The 15,773-nt window shown below is 59.2% G+C and carries 13 protein-coding genes and 4 pseudogenes; 9 read left to right on the top strand and 8 right to left on the bottom strand.

Annotated features, from left to right (window positions below; translation table 11 throughout):
• Positions 1 to 67: 67 nt before the first annotated feature.
• On the bottom strand, positions 68 to 1,267 hold the full coding sequence (locus tag ACVWW6_RS44355; protein ID WP_456682999.1) for an MFS transporter: 1,200 nt from the start codon (positions 1,265 to 1,267) through the stop codon (positions 68 to 70).
• A 128-nt stretch (positions 1,268 to 1,395) separates the two neighbouring features.
• Positions 1,396 to 1,944, bottom strand: a complete 549-nt coding sequence (locus tag ACVWW6_RS44350; protein WP_456682998.1) for a hypothetical protein — start codon at positions 1,942 to 1,944, stop codon at positions 1,396 to 1,398.
• Between the two features lie 528 nt (positions 1,945 to 2,472).
• Here ACVWW6_RS44350 and ACVWW6_RS44345 point away from each other — a divergent pair.
• Positions 2,473 to 2,615, top strand: a pseudogene (locus ACVWW6_RS44345) (IS630 family transposase); the annotation flags it as partial.
• A 256-nt stretch (positions 2,616 to 2,871) separates the two neighbouring features.
• Here the strand turns inward: ACVWW6_RS44345 and ACVWW6_RS44340 are convergent.
• The gene (locus ACVWW6_RS44340) at positions 2,872 to 3,897 is read right to left on the bottom strand and encodes an IS110 family RNA-guided transposase (protein WP_456682997.1); all 1,026 of its coding nucleotides are present in this window, start codon (positions 3,895 to 3,897) and stop codon (positions 2,872 to 2,874) included.
• A 161-nt stretch (positions 3,898 to 4,058) separates the two neighbouring features.
• On the opposite strand from ACVWW6_RS44340, the gene ACVWW6_RS44335 reads away from it, so the two are divergent.
• The 3 genes from ACVWW6_RS44335 to ACVWW6_RS44325 all read left to right on the top strand — a co-directional run bounded on the left by ACVWW6_RS44335 (position 4,059) and on the right by ACVWW6_RS44325 (position 6,185).
• Positions 4,059 to 4,331: a hypothetical protein gene (locus ACVWW6_RS44335; protein ID WP_456683262.1), complete on the top strand. Its 273-nt coding sequence runs from the start codon at positions 4,059 to 4,061 to the stop codon at positions 4,329 to 4,331.
• Between the two features lie 841 nt (positions 4,332 to 5,172).
• On the top strand, positions 5,173 to 5,838 hold the full coding sequence (locus ACVWW6_RS44330) for a reverse transcriptase domain-containing protein (protein ID WP_246740509.1): 666 nt from the start codon (positions 5,173 to 5,175) through the stop codon (positions 5,836 to 5,838).
• A gap of 137 nt (positions 5,839 to 5,975) precedes the next feature.
• A complete protein-coding gene (locus ACVWW6_RS44325; protein ID WP_246740510.1) occupies positions 5,976 to 6,185 on the top strand; it encodes a hypothetical protein in 210 nt (69 codons plus the stop codon).
• 400 nt (positions 6,186 to 6,585) lie between these two features.
• On the opposite strand, the pseudogene ACVWW6_RS44320 reads toward ACVWW6_RS44325, so the two are convergent.
• Together ACVWW6_RS44320 and ACVWW6_RS44315 are read right to left on the bottom strand one after the other, a co-directional pair.
• Positions 6,586 to 6,856 (bottom strand): annotated as a pseudogene (locus tag ACVWW6_RS44320) (IS701 family transposase); the annotation flags it as partial.
• Positions 6,811 to 7,230: a helix-turn-helix domain-containing protein gene (locus ACVWW6_RS44315; protein ID WP_456683249.1), complete on the bottom strand. Its 420-nt coding sequence runs from the start codon at positions 7,228 to 7,230 to the stop codon at positions 6,811 to 6,813. The pseudogene ACVWW6_RS44320 and the gene ACVWW6_RS44315, both read right to left, overlap by 46 nt.
• A 277-nt stretch (positions 7,231 to 7,507) precedes the next feature.
• Here ACVWW6_RS44315 and ACVWW6_RS44310 point away from each other — a divergent pair, with 277 nt between their 5' ends.
• From ACVWW6_RS44310 to ACVWW6_RS44295, 4 genes and pseudogenes are all read left to right on the top strand, one after another.
• Entirely contained in the window at positions 7,508 to 8,728 is a 1,221-nt protein-coding gene (locus ACVWW6_RS44310) for an IS701 family transposase (RefSeq protein ID WP_097669484.1), read from the top strand.
• Positions 8,729 to 8,963: 235 nt separating this feature from the next.
• A protein-coding gene (locus ACVWW6_RS44305; protein ID WP_110115998.1) for an IS5 family transposase occupies positions 8,964 to 9,724 on the top strand; the annotation gives its coding sequence in 2 pieces (ribosomal slippage) (positions 8,964 to 9,303 and positions 9,303 to 9,724; 762 coding nt in all).
• A 423-nt stretch (positions 9,725 to 10,147) separates the two neighbouring features.
• Positions 10,148 to 11,824 (top strand): outer membrane beta-barrel protein, encoded by a 1,677-nt coding sequence (locus ACVWW6_RS44300; protein WP_456682996.1) that lies wholly within the window; start codon positions 10,148 to 10,150, stop codon positions 11,822 to 11,824.
• 211 nt (positions 11,825 to 12,035) lie between these two features.
• A pseudogene (locus tag ACVWW6_RS44295) lies at positions 12,036 to 12,533 on the top strand (IS66 family transposase); the annotation flags it as partial.
• 41 nt (positions 12,534 to 12,574) lie between these two features.
• On the opposite strand, the gene ACVWW6_RS44290 reads toward ACVWW6_RS44295, so the two are convergent.
• On the bottom strand, positions 12,575 to 12,781 hold the full coding sequence (locus tag ACVWW6_RS44290; protein ID WP_271553256.1) for a hypothetical protein: 207 nt from the start codon (positions 12,779 to 12,781) through the stop codon (positions 12,575 to 12,577).
• Between the two features lie 533 nt (positions 12,782 to 13,314).
• On the opposite strand from ACVWW6_RS44290, the pseudogene ACVWW6_RS44285 reads away from it, so the two are divergent.
• Positions 13,315 to 13,605 (top strand): annotated as a pseudogene (locus tag ACVWW6_RS44285) (transposase); the annotation flags it as partial.
• 165 nt (positions 13,606 to 13,770) lie between these two features.
• On the opposite strand, the gene ACVWW6_RS44280 reads toward ACVWW6_RS44285, so the two are convergent.
• Together ACVWW6_RS44280 and ACVWW6_RS44275 are read right to left on the bottom strand one after the other, a co-directional pair.
• Entirely contained in the window at positions 13,771 to 15,090 is a 1,320-nt protein-coding gene (locus ACVWW6_RS44280) for a type II toxin-antitoxin system HipA family toxin (protein WP_456682995.1), read from the bottom strand.
• Positions 15,090 to 15,341, bottom strand: coding sequence for a helix-turn-helix domain-containing protein (locus tag ACVWW6_RS44275; RefSeq protein ID WP_161533401.1), 252 nt, complete (start codon positions 15,339 to 15,341; stop codon positions 15,090 to 15,092). The genes ACVWW6_RS44280 and ACVWW6_RS44275 overlap by 1 nt, the downstream gene beginning before the upstream one ends.
• Positions 15,342 to 15,773: the final 432 nt, after the last annotated feature.

Below are 15,773 nucleotides of genomic sequence, written 5' to 3'. Positions count from 1 at the left end.
AATCTTGTCGCGGGTGTGCGCAACCGTTGTTAACTTTGGGACGATAATAACTCGATCGTTGACGATATCATTTCGGATATGCGGAAGTTGCGGCTTCTTCAGGTTCTGCATCACGCATGAAGGCAACAGCCAGCCCGATGCCGATAAGACCAATTAGGATCGATGCCGCAGCCAGGGACGTGACGCCGCTAGTCTCGACAAGGATGCCGCCGAGAAAAGCCCCAATGGCGATCCCCGCGAAGGTGGTCGAGCTGTTCATTGCCAGCACCAGCTTCGACCTATCTCCGGCCAGACCGAGAAGCCGGTGGTGGATCGGGACCAGATACATGTAACTCACGTTACCCCAAAAGAAGGCGATGAGCACGGTGAGGGCGCCATGCTGTCCGAACGCAACCAAACCTACGAGCAGGATGAGTTGTGCGCCTACAACCGCGATGAGAACTTTATACGGGCCAAAACGGTCAGTCAGAACGCCGCACGCAGCGTTTCCCGTCACGGCTCCGAAACCGTAGGCAAAGAGTGCGGCTGAGAGCAGCGGCACCCCGGCAAGCAGAGAACCGATGATGAAGACGCTCACATAGGAGTAAACGATGAACTCGGAAACGACGATGAATAGCGTCACGGAAAGGATACCGTAGATGGTCTTGGAGAGGCCTTTCGAGATTGGGCCGTCTCCGCGCTCCGGCGCCTTGGTAGCTATTCCGGACATCATCGGGGCGAAGATTATCAATGCGAGAAGCCCGGCAATGACGACGAAACCGAATGAGAAGCGCCAGCCGATAGCATCTGCGATCCAGCTTGTGGCAGGAACGCCCGCAACCTGTGAAACAGTCATGCCGCCAAAGATGAGAGACAACGCGAACCCTTTGCGGGCTGGCGGCAGGAGCTCCACGGCCAGCGCGGTAGCCGACGGGGTGAACATCGCCGCGCCGTAGGCCGAAATGACGCGGCCTGCAGCTAGGGTTAGGAAGTTCGGAGCGATCGCGCAGATCAGGTTACCGATGATGAAGATCGAAACGGACAGAATCTGAACATTATGGCCGCTCATGGCCTTGAACATCCAGGCATTCAGCGGCGCGAAGACGGCGTAGCAGAGCGCGTAAATCGAGATCAGCCGACCCGCCGCGCCGGTTGAAATCGCAAAATCACGCGAGATTACATCGAGCGCTCCAATGATGACAAACGTGTCCAGGCCGATAGCGAACGCAGCGATCGTCAGAGCAGCAATGACAAGTTTCGTTCGCGCGTCAGGAGGGGGTGAGGTCATGACGGTGCTCGTTCATGTTGTAGTGATATGTTCAAGGCAGCACGCCATGCAGCTCAGGATAGAGGCTGGCGATGATCGTACCTGAGTAGCGGGGACGTGGGCCGTATAGCAGCCACGTCGTCACCACCTCACCGATTTTCTGCAGATCTCGAGCTTGTGGGATGTTCGAGCGCCGCTCTGCTGTAAGCAACCCCCGCATCATACACGCCTTCAAGGAGTTTTTTCCCGCCAACCGGCTTTGTTGTTTCGAAATTCAGCTTATTCCATGCCTTTGGGTCGATATACCCCACCGTCGGCTCGGGGAGTCCCCAGCGTCCGAGGCTCCTTCCGGGCGCGGCATATCTTCTGGCAAGCTCTGTGATTTCTGGCTCTTGTGGATGCGGCGTGAGCTGAAGTGCATCAAGGTAGTCCGGATCATGAAGGGTTCTCAAGACTGACACCACCTCGTCTGCGACGTTTTCAGAGGGCGAGACAAATTGGACGCCGGATGAGCCCTCCAATCCGGTCCGGATCTCGTGGAGTCGATCCTCCACTTCCCTTGAGGGCTTAATCGTTCCCGCCGCATTGGCGATAAGGCCCCAGGGCTCGATGGCGCCGGAGTCATGTGTACGGTTAGCCAGGCCACGGAGCTTTCCGTCTTCTCCGCTCTCCAGCCGATGTGAAACCCATGCTTTCATAGAAGTGTTGCAGTTACGGCGAGTTCGTCGGTGAGTTGATGGCCAGCTACACATTTCGCTACACGACGAGGCCACGATGCTGCCGCTTATCTGCTGTCTTCCTCATTGAACACGGTACCTCGGATTGCGCGCTTCAGCTATCTTTGCCCTCGCTGACGCGATCTTATCGCTACGGTCGCGTTCGCATCATCGGGGCCATGACTAGCGTTAGCACGTTCTCACACACCAACGCACCGCTCAAAAATGGTGAGAGCATTCTGGCGGACGCCGGCAAGATCTTCTCTTTATTGAGCGCTGCCATACTGAGCACTGCTATGGACGTGGTTGCGGCTCTGGCTGTCTTGTTCAAGACGTCGGTGGTTTCAGGCGCGACAACAGGGACGCCTGCAACCAGGTGCTGCGGGAAAGTCTACATCGTTTCTTCATAAAACCGTTCAAGCGGCATTGGCTGCTTGGAGATGTGATGATACCACTTGTGACCATGATGCTCGTTCGGCACCCGATCCAGGTGTTCAGATGAACTTGCCCGCGCTGTTTGCCGCGCTCGATGTCGCTTCCGCTTTGTCATTGGCAAATGCTACAAGCGCCATCGGGCGGTCGAGTTCTTGAAGTTACTCAAAGAGATCGACGCTCAAATCCCTGAGGGGTTCGCTGTCCATATCGTCATGGACATGTGTGGACGCCCCCGTTGGTGCAAGAAGAATCTTTCGAAGAGTGCGGAGCGTGGTCGGGTGCTGACATGTGTCCGGCCTTTTGTTGCGGCTGTCACATGCCGCTGGCCCGTATGGGAGTTCGCGGAACGGGTCCAATTCAACTTCGCGTGCTCGAGGCGCGTATCCATGATCTGGTTTTCCCATTCCTGTCTCGTGACCGTGCGCCATACTCTCCGGTTGACCTTCTCACACTATCACGGTCCCTGCCGCGGAACTACTTCGCCGCAGCCGGAGCCCGATAGGTTCCGCCTCTCGCCATCAATGCCCAGACGATGCGCGCCATCTTGTTAGCGAGGGCGACGATCACCAGCATGGGCGGCTTGAGGGCAAGCATGCGCGCAAGCCAAGGATCCGCTGTCGAGCCTTTGCGCATTGCCCAGCGCACGGCCGCGCTCGCGCCGATGATCAGCAGTCGTCGTAGGGTTCGTTCGCCCATTCGTGACGTCTTGCCGAGCTTCTGCTTGCCTCCGGTGGAGCGCTGCAGCGGGGTAAGCCCCAGCCATGCCGCAAAGTCGCGTCCCCTCTTGAAGGCCTGGGCTGTCGGCGCCAGGGCAACGAGCGCCGTAGCCGTGATCGGCCCAATTCCTGGGATCGTCATTAGCCGCTTCGCTTCGGCATCCTCCTTGGCGCGGCGGGCGAGCTCTCGGTCGAGCAGCGCCACCTTCTCGTTCAGGGATCGCAACTGCTCGACGAGCAGCCGTAGGATCGGTCTAGCCAACTCAGGAATGTCGGTATCATGGCCGATGATCGCGGAAACGAGTTTGGCAACATGGAAGGGACCTTGCGCCGCTACCACCCCAAATTCGGTCAGATGGCCGCGGAGCGCATTGATGGTTTGGGTGCGCTGACGCACCAGGAGGTCGCGGGCGCGGAACACAATGGCCGCGGCCTGTTGCTCCTCGCTCTTCACCGCCACGAAACGCATCGTCGGCCGCTGGGCGGCTTCGCAGATTGCTTCCGCATCCGCGGCATCATTCTTCTGCCGCTTTACGAAAGGCTTTACATAGTCTGGCGCAATGAGTCGCACCGCATGCCCTAATCTCCCGATCTCGCGCCCCCAGTAGTGGCTGCTGGCGCAGGCCTCCATGGCGACCGTGCACGTCGGCTGCGCGGCAAGACATTTAAGCACCTGCTCCCGGCGCAGCTTCTTGCGGAAGAGCACCGTTCCTGATCCATCCGCGCCGTGCATCTGGAACACATTCTTCGCCAGATCCAACCCGATTATGCTAACTTCCGACATAGACGCCTCCGTTCAAGTGATAGTCAACGATACCACTTTGGCACAGCGATGCCGTGAGGGGGCGTCCACCCCATCAACTAGCCACCCACAAGACACCCAAGATCAAAGCGTGGCTCGCTCGCCGGCCGCACTAATGTCCACTTCACGCCGACTTCCGCGTCATGGATCAATCAGATCGCCGGATCGGGGTCGACTTCACACGCGAAATGGAAAAGCTTTGGTTACATCCCAGCCGTTGTGTCGGGATTCCCACCCCGTTCGTCGTCGACCGTGACGGCCGCATCGCCTTTGTCGGTTTGACGATGCAACTCGATGACGCTCTACCCAAAGTTCTGACCGGCAGCTGGCGCACCAGCGATGAAGCTAAAGCCGCCGAGACACAGCGGATCGCCCGAGACAAGCGCATAAGGGGCGAAACGGCGCGCAAGAGCTGATACCACGCATCGTGATCCCGGTTTGGATCCGCCACTGGTCCGTCCGCGCCACGTTTGTGCTCAACAGGTTTTATCGGGCCAACGGCGGCCGAGCCGTCCCTACCCGCAGCCTTACCGCCAAGTACGGCGGCTTGCGCGACGAGAACGGCTCGGTAACCATGGCTTGATCGACCAGGCGGGCAAGGTCGCAATTGCGTCGCGCCTCACATCCGATCCTTCACGGCCTCGCTCCTGCATTCGCCAGGAGCACTCTTCTCTGAAGAGATTCGAGCTATCAATAATGTGACGAACTTGCGTTCCAGATGACTAGCTAGCACTACTTTGGGTGCGCCGGGAGACCGGCAAGGAATAGATGGTGGAAGTCCATTGCGATGAAGGTGTAGCGAACCACATCGGCCCCGAGCCGTGCGCAGGCGTCCGCGAGGGTGTCGGCGAAGCGTCGGTAGGGGAGCATGCAGGCCAGCCATTGAGCCGCGAAACAGTGTTATCTCGGGAGCCGACGCTGTCCAAAGAGCGGAAGGCAATATGGGCGAGTGCGCAAACGCGAGCACCCGTCCAACCCGGCGTGGTCGTAGACCCTGGCATGTATGGAAGCTCCTTGTACGGGAACCGGGATATCTCCGGGTCGGCCATCTTCCTTCTCGGAGGAGATGGTCCGCAGCGGGAAGGCGAGGAGCTGTAGCCGCTGATGCACGACACGGAGAAGTCTGACTCTGGCATAGTAGCTGAGAAGCCAACGAACAAAGCCGGATTACTGGCGGCGGAGTGGGCGGAGCCAAGGCCGGGGACCAAGGGAAACGCGGAACAGCAGCGCATGCACCGGACACAGGGCCGTGCTCGCATGACCCAGTCGCTGGACCGCGTACGGACAGCCGCAAGGCTGAGGAAGAAGGACCGGTTCACCGCGCTCTTTCACCACATCAATGTCGATACACTGCGGGCGGCGTTCTTTGCGCTCAGGCGTAAGGCTGCTCCCGGAGTGGATGGCATGACGTGGGAGGACTACGAGAAAGATCTCGAGCCCCGGCTCGCCGATCTGCACAAACGGGTCCAACGAGGAGCGTATCGCCCGCAACCGTCTCGCCGGACGTACATACCAAAGGCAGACGGCAAGCAGCGCCCGTTAGCGATCGCGGCTCTCGAAGACAAAATCGTCCAGGGCGCCACCGTCATCGTGCTCAACGCCATCTACGAAGGAGACTTCTGTGGCTTTTCCTACGGGTTTCGGCCCGGCAGAGGACCACATGATGCGTTGGACGCGCTCTGCACAGCGATCGAGACGCGGCACGTGAACTGGATCATTGACGCCGACATCCAAAACTTCTTTGGCGCAGTCAGTCAACCTTGGCTGGTTCGCTTCTTGGAACATAGGATCGGCGACAAGCGCATCATCCGCCTCATTCAGAAATGGCTGAAGGCGGGTGTTCTCGAAGACGGCGTCGTAGCCGCTGATGACAGGGGAACGGGTCAAGGTTCGGTGATTTCACCGCTTCTCGGCAACATCTAGCTGCACTACGCTCTCGACCTGTGGGTCAAACGCTGGCGACAGCGCGAGGTCTCCGGCGGCATGATCATCGTGCGTTACGCGGACGATGTAGTAGTCGGCTTTGAGCGCGAGGATGACGCACGTCGTTTCCTGACGCGATGCGCGCGAGACTGGAGGAGTTCGAGCTGACGCTCCACCCCGCCAAGACCCGCCTGATTGAGTTTGGTCGCCATGCGGCGGCTCAACGCAAGCAGCGCGGACTCGGAAAGCCGGAAACCTTTGCGTTCATGGGGTTCACGTTTATCTGCGGCAAATCACGCCAAGGGCGCTTCCAGCTTCAACGGAAGACCCGTAGCGACCGCTTGTGAACCAAACTCCGCGAAATCAAGGAGGAGCTAAGGCGCCGAATGCACTGGCCGATCCCTGCACAAGGGAAATGGCTGAGGCAGGTCTTGACCGGCCACTTTGCGTACTTTGCTGTCCCGACGAATGGCCGAGCGCTCAATGCGTTTCGGTTCTATCTGACCGATCTCTGGAGGCGGACGCTTCGGCGGCGCAGTCAGCGGACCTGTCTGACCTGGGATCGCATAACGCAGATCACCGATGACTGGCTCCCCAAGGCTCGCATCCTTCATCCATGGCCGAAGCTGCGCTTCGCCGTCAAACACCCGAGGTAGGAGCCCGGTGCCTTAATTGGGCTCGCCGGGATCTGCGCGGGGGGCGCCCAGTGATGGGTGTCCCTACCGCGAACAGAATGCGTTTGCGCTTTCAAGGATTTGCTTTCGGCAATATGGGCACTGCTGAGACGGCGCCCGAAGGATGAGATCGACGATGGCGAAACGTTGAGGCGGAGGCCCGTTGATTCTTTTTTTCGCCCCGCGTATGCGAGGCGATGATGTTGCAGGAAGGCGTAGGCAATCATTGTCATCAGGGCGTGGCGATGAAGACCTTGCCATGATCGCCCTTCGAAGTGATCAAGTCCAAGCTCCTCCTTCAACTGCTGATGCGCCTGCTCACAAATCCACCGTGCCTTAATGGTCTCATCGACGCTGAGGACAATGGCTCGGTTCGGGTAAAGCCAGACAATATCGCGCACCTTATCGACGAATAGCGGATCGCTCGACAGTTTAAATGTCTGGCTGCGGTGCGGCTGCAGGCCGAACGCCGTCCACTTTCGGCGGATCGTGGTGTGAGAAAAGCCAGTTTCCGCAGCCATCGAGCGGATCGACCAGTGCGTCCGTCGCGCGGCGTCGTACGCAATGTCCGCTCGATTACCTCAGCAACCTGATCGTCGTCGATGGTTCGAGGGCGGCCAGGGCCGGCTTCGTCAAGCAGGCCATCACAGCGATCCTTCAAGAATCGGCGGCGCCACTTGCCAACGGTGTGTTCATGGATGCCAAGTTTGGCAGCCACCGACTTGCTTGGCAGACCATCTGCACACCGCAGGATCGCGCGGCAGCGCTCAGATAGCGATCGGGCAACGCGATGACGACGAACCTGCCTCTCCAAGTACGCCCGCTCCTGCGGACTAAGCACCAGCGGCGCGATCGGCCGGCCTCGCACACCCGCATTCGCCACGAGCACTCTCCTCTGTAGAGATTCGAGCTATCAACCAATGTGACGAACTTGCGTTCCTGAGGACTAGCATTACAGTTGCTTTTATTGCGGGCTTCTGAATCCATGGGCAACCATGATTCGAATGTCGTGGGCGCGGGCCGCGTCGGTTGAGGAGACGCTTGCGTTGTGGGCGGCGTCGCTTCGAGAGATCAAGCAACGGATACGTCCGTTGTTCACGCAAGAGCGTGTTGCGACGAATGCAGGCCTGTTCCTGGAAGGTCTGCTCGGAGATGAGCAGCGCAAGACCGGTTGGATGCGCGCGGAGGCGGCTGGCGATCCCGGCCCATGGCGGCAGCAGGCGATTCTGGGTCGTGGAGACTGGGACGCTGATGCCCTGCGCGATATCGTGCACGACTATGTCATCGAGCATTTGGCGGATGACGATGCGGTGCTGGTGATCGACGAGACCGGTTTTCTCAAACAGGGCAAAGCGTCATGCGGAGTGGCGCGGCAATACACTGGTTCGGCAGGGAAGATCACGAACTGCCAGATCGGCGTCTTCGCTGCCTATGTTTCGCGTCATGGCCATGCGTTCATCGATCGCGCGTTGTATCTTCCGAAGGAATGGACCGACGATCCAGATCGTCTGGAAGCCACATATGTGCCTGCCGATGTCGGCTTTGCGACCAAACCAAAGCTGGCGACGAGAATGATCGCGCGCGCGATAGCCGCGTCTATACCATTCAAGTGGATTGCCGGTGATACCGTCTACGGTGTTGGCAACATCGAACAGCAACTACGTCGGGCAGGCAAAGGCTACGTGCTTGGGGTCAGCAGCGCTCATGTGTTTCGATCCTGGGGCAAGCGACCGCCGGTCGCCGGTACGGCTGCAGACCTCGCCCGGACGCGGCGCTCATCCGACTGGAAGCGCCTGTCGGCGGGAGCCGGAACCAAGGGGCCGCGGCTGCACGATTGGTGTTATCTCGAATTGGCCGATCTCGAGGCCGAGCAGTCCAACAGTGCAAATGACGGTTTGTGGACACGCGGTCTACTGATCCGTCGTCGCATCGCCGATGATGACCTCGCCTTCTTCACCACCTGGTGCCCAGCGGGAACAGCCATTGAAACGCTGGTCGCGGTCGAAGGCCATCGATGGGCGATCGAGGACAGCTTTGAAACCGCGAAAAACGAGTTCGGGCTTGATCACAACGAAAGCAGGTCCTGGCATGGCTGGCACCGTCATGTGTCCCTGGTGATGCTCGCCTTCGCCATGATGGCCGCGATCCGACATCGCGCTAATCCGCCACCGCCCAAAAAAACGAAACGGCGCCCCCCGGCAAAAGCCAAAGCATAACCACCCCACCACTGATCCGTTGGTCAATCCAGGAAATACGCCGCATTGCCATCAGACTTGCTCGAAAGCGGATTCAACCCGCACACATCATCGCATGGTCTTTCTGGCGCAGAGCTCACCAGGCTGCCGCTCAACGCGCCCACTTCAAATCAAAAAAGCAACTGTAATGCTAGGGTCTGTACCTAAATAGCGCCACGTGATTCTCTTGCCTACGTGTTGATTCGGGGGCGAGAGAATGCGCGCTGGTTTGTTTTGGCTGAACGACAGGCAATGGGCGCGTATCGAACCGCATCTGCCGAGGGGACTGACGGGGCCGGATCGGGACGACGACCGACGCATCGTCAGCGGCATCATTCACATGTTGCAATCGGGTGCACGATGGCGTGATTGTCCACGTGAATACGGCCCTTACACGACGATCTACAATCGCTTCAATCGCTGGGCCAAGCGAGGACGATGGTGCGCAATCTTCGAAGCGCTGGCCAAGCCTGGCGAAGACGGCGTCGTACTGTCGCTCGACTCGACCTCGATTAAAGCTCACCGGTGTGCCTCCGGCGGAAAAGGGGGGAGCACAATCAAGCAATCGGCCGCTCGCGCGGAGGCCGCACGACAAAAATCCATGCGCTGAGCGATCCGCTCTGTCGGCCGGTCGTCCTGCATCTGACTCCAGGCCAGGATGCCGATATCGCTGCGGCTCCCGATGTCCTGGCGCTCGCGCCACCCATGAGCGTGCTCCTCGCCGACAAAGGGTATGATGGCGACAAGCTTCGCGGCGAAATCATTCGTCGCGGCGCCAAGCCCGTAATCCCCAATAAATCTAACCGTGTCGTCATCCATCGCTTCAACAAACGCGCCTATAAAGGACGAAATGTCATCGAACGCTGCTTTTGCAGGCTCAAGGACTTCCGGCGCATCGCCACGCGATATGACAAGCTCGCCCGTAATTTTTTGGCCGCTGTTCATCTCGCCGCTCTCGTCGCATATTGGCTCAATTGAGTCTCGACCCTAGTCCCATCAGTAGGACTCGGTGAAATTAAATCAACGGCGACACAGCGCCGTAGTCGGGGAAGCGCAGAGGGCTTCCTGTTGAAATCACACGGGCCGGGTCTGCACGCGCCACCGCGCGTACACATTCAGCGCGCGAGCGGGCCACTCTCGGGCAACGTGGCCCTTGTCGGTATCGAGACCAATGTGAGCAACTTGACGCTAAACGCCGCGACGAAGTGCCTGTATAGCCTGTGAATTCACTTCGGCACGCGACTTGCTCTCTTTGCGGCATCATCACCAATCGCAGTGCGATGGTCTTCGGGACGGACTCGGCGCGCGTCGCTGTCAGTGTCTAGTCCGCTCCGACGGTTTGCTGCGGCGATAACTTAAGGGCGCTCGGTCGTGGGCCGAGACAATACAGGAAAGTGTTGGATGCGATCTGGAGTATTTCTGGTAGGAACCACGACAATTGCGCTCGTCGCAAACGGTGCTGCGAATGCGGCAGACCTTGAGCCAGAAGTGAAACTGCCGCCCGCTGTGTGGAACTGGTCGGGAGGCTATATTGGCGGGCACCTCGGCGGCGGGTACGGCCGAACCTCCTTCAGCAATCCCTACGGTCAGTCAATCTATGGCGATGTCGTCGATACCCCAGTGTTTCTCGCGGGTGGCCAGGTCGGCTACAATTGGCAGAAGAACGGCTGGGTCTTTGGTGTCGAACTCGATGCCAGCGGTGTTGTCTCAGACGGCACGAATACTTGCCTCGCCGCCTCCGGCTTTGTCGTGAGTGCAAACTGCAAGGCAGGTCCCAACGTCTTTGCCACCGGGACCGGCCGCATCGGTTACGCGTTTGGCGCGCTGGGCCACACACTGGCCTATCTCAAGGCTGGCGTAGCCTGGCAAAACAATCGGGGCGACGTCGTCAACAACGATGAAGGCGGCGCGCCACAGGAGAAAACCCATTTCGACTATGGTCGCCTCGGTGGCGTCATCGGGCTGGGCGTCGAGCAAGCGCTTACGCCTGCATGGTCGATCAACGTCGAGTATGACTATCTCCATTTCGGCGGGCCGAGTGTCGCAACGCCTCCGACGGTGCAGAATCCGCCGTTCGCAATTCTTCCGGCGAACATAACCAGCCTCTCCAGCAGCTATCACATCGGAAAGATCGGGTTGAACTACCATTTTGGCGCCGACCCGTGGGCGGTGCAATGGCCCGATGCACCGCTGTACGCAAAAGCCCCCGCCAGCGCGCCGCCGATTGCTTACACGGCCGGTTGGTCGTTCGAAGGCGGATCGCGGCTCTGGCTCAGCCGGGGACGCTTCCAATGGGACCACAGCGCAGTCGGCCTTGATGACCCCAGCATTCTTGGATCGAGGCTCACCTATCACGGACTTGACGGACTTTCCGGGGAGCTATTTGGCCGTCTCGACAGCCCGTGGGGAGTGTTCCTGAAGAGCAACGTTGGGGGTGGTCGCTTCAACAAAGGAAACATGAACGATGAAGACTGGGGCGGCGCCTATAGCAACACGATCCATGGCCAGGCAAACGGGAGGTTCACCTATTACACGGCCGATGCCGGTTACGATTTCCTGCGCGCCGCCAACTACAAGGTCGGGGGATTTATCGGCTGGACCTACTACGAACAGAACTCCGACTCGAGGGGGTGTGTACAGATAGCTCGCCCGCGTCCATGCTTGGCGCCGGACGACGACAGGGTCATTGGCAGCCAGAATACTCAGTGGAATGCAGCTCGGATCGGCCTGAGCGCCGAAACCATGCTCACCGAGCGTTGGCGTTTGAACGCTGACGTCGCTTACCTGCCCTGGACCGATTTCAAGGGGCGTGACAACCATCTCTTGCGCCCTATGACCACCTTCGCTGAGCAACGGGGCAATGGTGGCGGGGGCGTCCAGCTCGAAGGCGTGTTGTCCTACTTCATTACCAAGAACTTCAGCGTCGGCGTCGGTGGCCGCTATTGGGCGATGTGGACCAACAGGCGGAGCGACACGTTGTGCAGCGGCAGCGGCTGCGTTGGTGCACCACCCATGTTTGCGAAGCACAGCATGGAGCGCTGGGGTACGTTCTTTCAGGCGTCCTATAGGTTCGATTGAAAAGATCACACCTATAGCCAAGCTCCAGGCGTTCGACGCCCCCCAAGCTTTGGTAGTGGCCATCCACCTCCGCGCCATCTAGACGCCGGCAATATTGGCATTAGCGAACCTCGTCACGTGAGGACGGCAGCGCAAAGAACTAGCTGCAGTTGCCTTTTTGATTGGCTGCGATCCGACATCGCGCTAACCGAGTAGGCCGTAAGCGTGGCGCAAGCTTGCGAAAGATGCGCAGTTCGGTCGATCGTCGGAAAAGCTGGACGCTGATCAACTACAGCCTGTTTTGGAGGACATCGAAGAGGCCGTCGCGGCTCTCGAAGCAGCCGAGGATCACGCCAATCCAAGAACCTGCGAGAAGCGAACTGCCGAGCGCACAGCCAACCGCGGTCAGCTGCCGGAGTATTTGCCGCACATCGTCGAGGCCCTGATGCCCACTGCAACCTGCCGCCCGTGCTGCGCAGGCGTCCTTTTTGAAAATTGGGAGCGATGCCAGAGGCTCGACGTCGTACCGGCGCAGTATCGTGTAATCGTCACTCGCCGGCCCAAACTGACCTGCCGCGCTTGTCATGGCGTCGTCCTCCAGCATGCCGGTCCCGAACACTGCCCACGGAGCGGCTGGTCAGCGCATGTGATCGATGCCAAGTATCATTGGCATTTGCCGCTTTATCGCCAGGCGCAGATGTTGGCGACGCACGGCATCGCCATCGACCGTCAGCCAACCCGGTAGCCTGGCTACGTAGCGGCTCAGGGCGATCACGTCCGCAAGCGTGGTCGGCTTGGAGTGAGCACGTCTGCATACTCCTCGAGAGCCAACCTTCTTTCCTCGCTGATCGCGTCGGCGGCATCAAACTCGGGACCTGCGCCAAGTTTCGCGGATACCGATACCGCGGCGGCGTGCTGCACGGAAAGCTCGCGGTGACGCTCAATCACATCAAAAATCGTATCAAATTCAGTCGCCATGGCGCATTTGCCCCAGGCCACATTAGATCGGCACCAACCAATCCTGGTAGGTGCTTCCAGTCCTTCTCAGCGATACTGCTTGGTAGCACCCTTGGGAATTGAGCCTCTCGGGGCGCCGCGGTGGTCGGTCTCGCTTATCCAGGGGCGAAGGCTGGCCACCGAAGTTTGCAGCGCGTGGTAGGGACAAGCGCTTTCGGAGGCGTGAGCGCCGAGTCACGCCGCCAACTTCACTGGCAGCGCGGGCGCGGTAGGGACAGCGTCGGGTTCTCACTTCCCACGGCGCCGAGTCATGTCCGCGTGCCTCCAAGTCCGCGTGTGCGCCGCAGAGTGGAGCAACCATGATGCCTCGTACGATCTAAAAGAGGCCAGGCTAGACCCCCACGAGCGCTTTCTTACAAATGCGATCGAGTGCGGCTGGTCTCCCGGGAGTCTGGACCATGACGACACTCTATTTGGAGGGTTCGTTTGTCGATCAAACGCAAACGGTCGCAGCACTCAACGCAGCAAGGGGGAGACGAAAAATGAGCTTGGGAAAGATCTGCTGGACCGATCCCGATGCAACGATGGCCACGAATGCCCGCAACCGGCGGCTGGAGCCCTCTTACAAGCAGCATACGGCCGTCGATGACAAGGTCGGCGTCATTCTGGACGTCGCGGTCACAACTGGACAAACGAACGAAGGCGAGATGATCGAGCCGCAATTAATCCGCTCCAGCAATGCCGTGACTAAACACCTAGTTTGGAAAAGCAGTCGCTGTTGGAGCTTGCATACGGACGGCGCGGGCCGCTCGCCGTCGAAGGAGAGCGGCAATCGCCGTTCTTGAACCGGGCCCGTTTCTTGAGCCGCTGGTTGGCTGCTTTCGGGCGACGCTCCCTGTTGCTGATCGCGCTGCTGCTCCTCTGGTAGGCAGCTTCCAGGTTTGGATTGGTAGATCCGGTCTTCCTGCCACCGTTCACGGGGGGCATCGTACGCTTGCGCAAACCGGTGATCAATCACTACTCTTGAGCACAGCCAGCGAATTCACACGGCGCTTTGCGCCATCAGCAATCGATATGGCCATCTTCTCCGGAAATCCTTTTGGAAGCGCATTCAGCACCTGATCTATGGCTTTTGCGGCTGTATCGCCGAGCTGCTGGATGACAACCTTGACTGTTTTGTCGGGTAGACCGCAGCTTTTCGCAGTCTGCACGAAATGTCGGCCGAGAACCGTGTGGACGACGTAATGCCGGTTGCTGCCGATCGCCATGGCCAGCTTCATTTGGTTTTGGCTGATCTGCCCAGCGTCCAAGCTTGGTTGGGTCGAAATGATGTCGTAAAGCGGGGCAAGATGAAAACGTCCGCCCGGCGCCAAATGAATGCTAAAATTCTTCGCGTGGCCATCGGTGGCGGCAAGCAGCCAGAACACGATCTGCGCCTTGCAGAAAATGGTCTGGTCGTCCTCAGGCGTATCGCTGCCCTTGAGCAGATCCGAGATTTTGCGGATGCCGGGTCCGCCATCGGATTCATACTTTCGCGCGGGTGGAACGGACAGCGCCTGGCAGCAGTCTTCCTGCGGCAGCCGCAACAGGCGGTCGTCGCGCGTCCAGATGCGATCGAACCGCTCAACTGCGAGCACGCGGCGCCCGGCGAAATCGATGATGCTTGATTTGGCGACAGGCAAGCCGAGTGCCGCAACCAGCTCAAGGCACAGATGCTCGTTTTCAACGCTGCCGGTCAGGTCGATTCCGTTCGGCAACTTCCCGATCTGCGGCTTGATAATGTGCGTAGTTGCGGTCGTGCCATGAGGCACGTGCCACTTGTCTTTCCAGTAAAGCAGCGCTGTCTTTTCCTGCGCGCCCGCGAGAGAAATGCGGAAGTCCTGGTCGGGGCCGATGCCGAGCGGATTGCTGGCAAGGTTGCCGAGAATGGCGGCGATCTCCTGATCGCTAGCGGCGCGGCCATCAATCGCGCCGGCGCCCCCGGGTGCGGCACTGTCGGGAAGGAATTGCAGCGCCCCGATGCAATCGCGGCCGATTGCGGAGAGCAGGCTGTAAGCGTCGGCGCCATCAGCATGCGCGCGTTCGGCGACGCGTCGGCGGATGTCGTCATTATCGGGCAGAAGATTGTCAAAAACAGCGACGACGGGATCGCCGATATAACGATCCTCCCGCAATGGCAGCGACACGGAAACGGGGATGGCATTTTCCCACGCGAGCCACTGCTTGTCGTACTGGAAATCGACTGCGCCGCTGCTCTCGCGCCGCAGCCGCCCGACCAGCCGTGCGTTGAGGTATACGTTGAGCGGCGCACGGGCAGGGCGACGCGCCATCAGAACAGATCCTCAATCGCTTCAGCCGTCAATTTGGTGCGCGGCCGGATGACCAGCTCGAGGTCGAGCGCGGCCAGCGCATCCATCAAGATGCGCAGCTGCGTTGCAGGTTCACCGGCCTCCAGCTTCGAGACCGTCGCTTGACGCGCATGCATCTTCTCACCAAGGTCCCCCTGGGTGAGCTTCTTCTGCCGCCGGTAGCGCCTGATCCCGGCGCCAACTTGTTGCGGAGTGCGGGCGATCGTATCCATAAAGGCATGATACGCAAACGCGTATAATTTGTCAATATACGCGACCGCGAATATCTATATATTATACCTCTTCGCGTATATTTAGGCATAATACGCAATCGCGTATGAAACCCCGCGATCCCACTGCCGCTCTTATTGAAGTTACTAAAAGAGCTGGTGGCTCGAATCTGCCGGTGGGCGAGAGAGCCTCCTCGACATGTCGAACGTTCGTATCACTATCGTGCCAAGCAACTCCTTGTATCCATTTTGCTGCAATAGTAACCACAACAAATTCAATGACTTGAGGCCGGATTGTTCCCGAGCTGAGACCGGACACTAGCTCCGATCGGACCTTTGGAGTCTCGACAGCGATTGAGCTGGAAAGCTATATTAGAACATACTAAGAACTGATCTTCCGGTTGTATTTTCAAGACCCACTCTCACTAACATGGC

The sequence above is a fragment of the Bradyrhizobium sp. USDA 3311 genome (assembly GCF_054062495.1).
This window is presented reverse-complemented; position numbering and strand designations above follow the sequence as displayed.

Coding starts and splice junctions, on each gene's coding strand:
- ACVWW6_RS44280 (WP_456682995.1), bottom strand. CDS start 15,090: ATGGCGCGTCGCCCTGCCCGTGCGCCGCTCAACGTATACCTCAACGCA.
- ACVWW6_RS44335 (WP_456683262.1), top strand. CDS start 4,059: ATGGATCAATCAGATCGCCGGATCGGGGTCGACTTCACACGCGAAATG.
- ACVWW6_RS44300 (WP_456682996.1), top strand. CDS start 10,148: ATGCGATCTGGAGTATTTCTGGTAGGAACCACGACAATTGCGCTCGTC.
- ACVWW6_RS44310 (WP_097669484.1), top strand. CDS start 7,508: ATGATTCGAATGTCGTGGGCGCGGGCCGCGTCGGTTGAGGAGACGCTT.
- ACVWW6_RS44350 (WP_456682998.1), bottom strand. CDS start 1,944: ATGAAAGCATGGGTTTCACATCGGCTGGAGAGCGGAGAAGACGGAAAG.
- ACVWW6_RS44330 (WP_246740509.1), top strand. CDS start 5,173: ATGACCCAGTCGCTGGACCGCGTACGGACAGCCGCAAGGCTGAGGAAG.
- ACVWW6_RS44275 (WP_161533401.1), bottom strand. CDS start 15,341: ATGGATACGATCGCCCGCACTCCGCAACAAGTTGGCGCCGGGATCAGG.
- ACVWW6_RS44340 (WP_456682997.1), bottom strand. CDS start 3,897: ATGTCGGAAGTTAGCATAATCGGGTTGGATCTGGCGAAGAATGTGTTC.
- ACVWW6_RS44290 (WP_271553256.1), bottom strand. CDS start 12,781: ATGGCGACTGAATTTGATACGATTTTTGATGTGATTGAGCGTCACCGC.
- ACVWW6_RS44355 (WP_456682999.1), bottom strand. CDS start 1,267: ATGACCTCACCCCCTCCTGACGCGCGAACGAAACTTGTCATTGCTGCT.
- ACVWW6_RS44325 (WP_246740510.1), top strand. CDS start 5,976: ATGCGCGCGAGACTGGAGGAGTTCGAGCTGACGCTCCACCCCGCCAAG.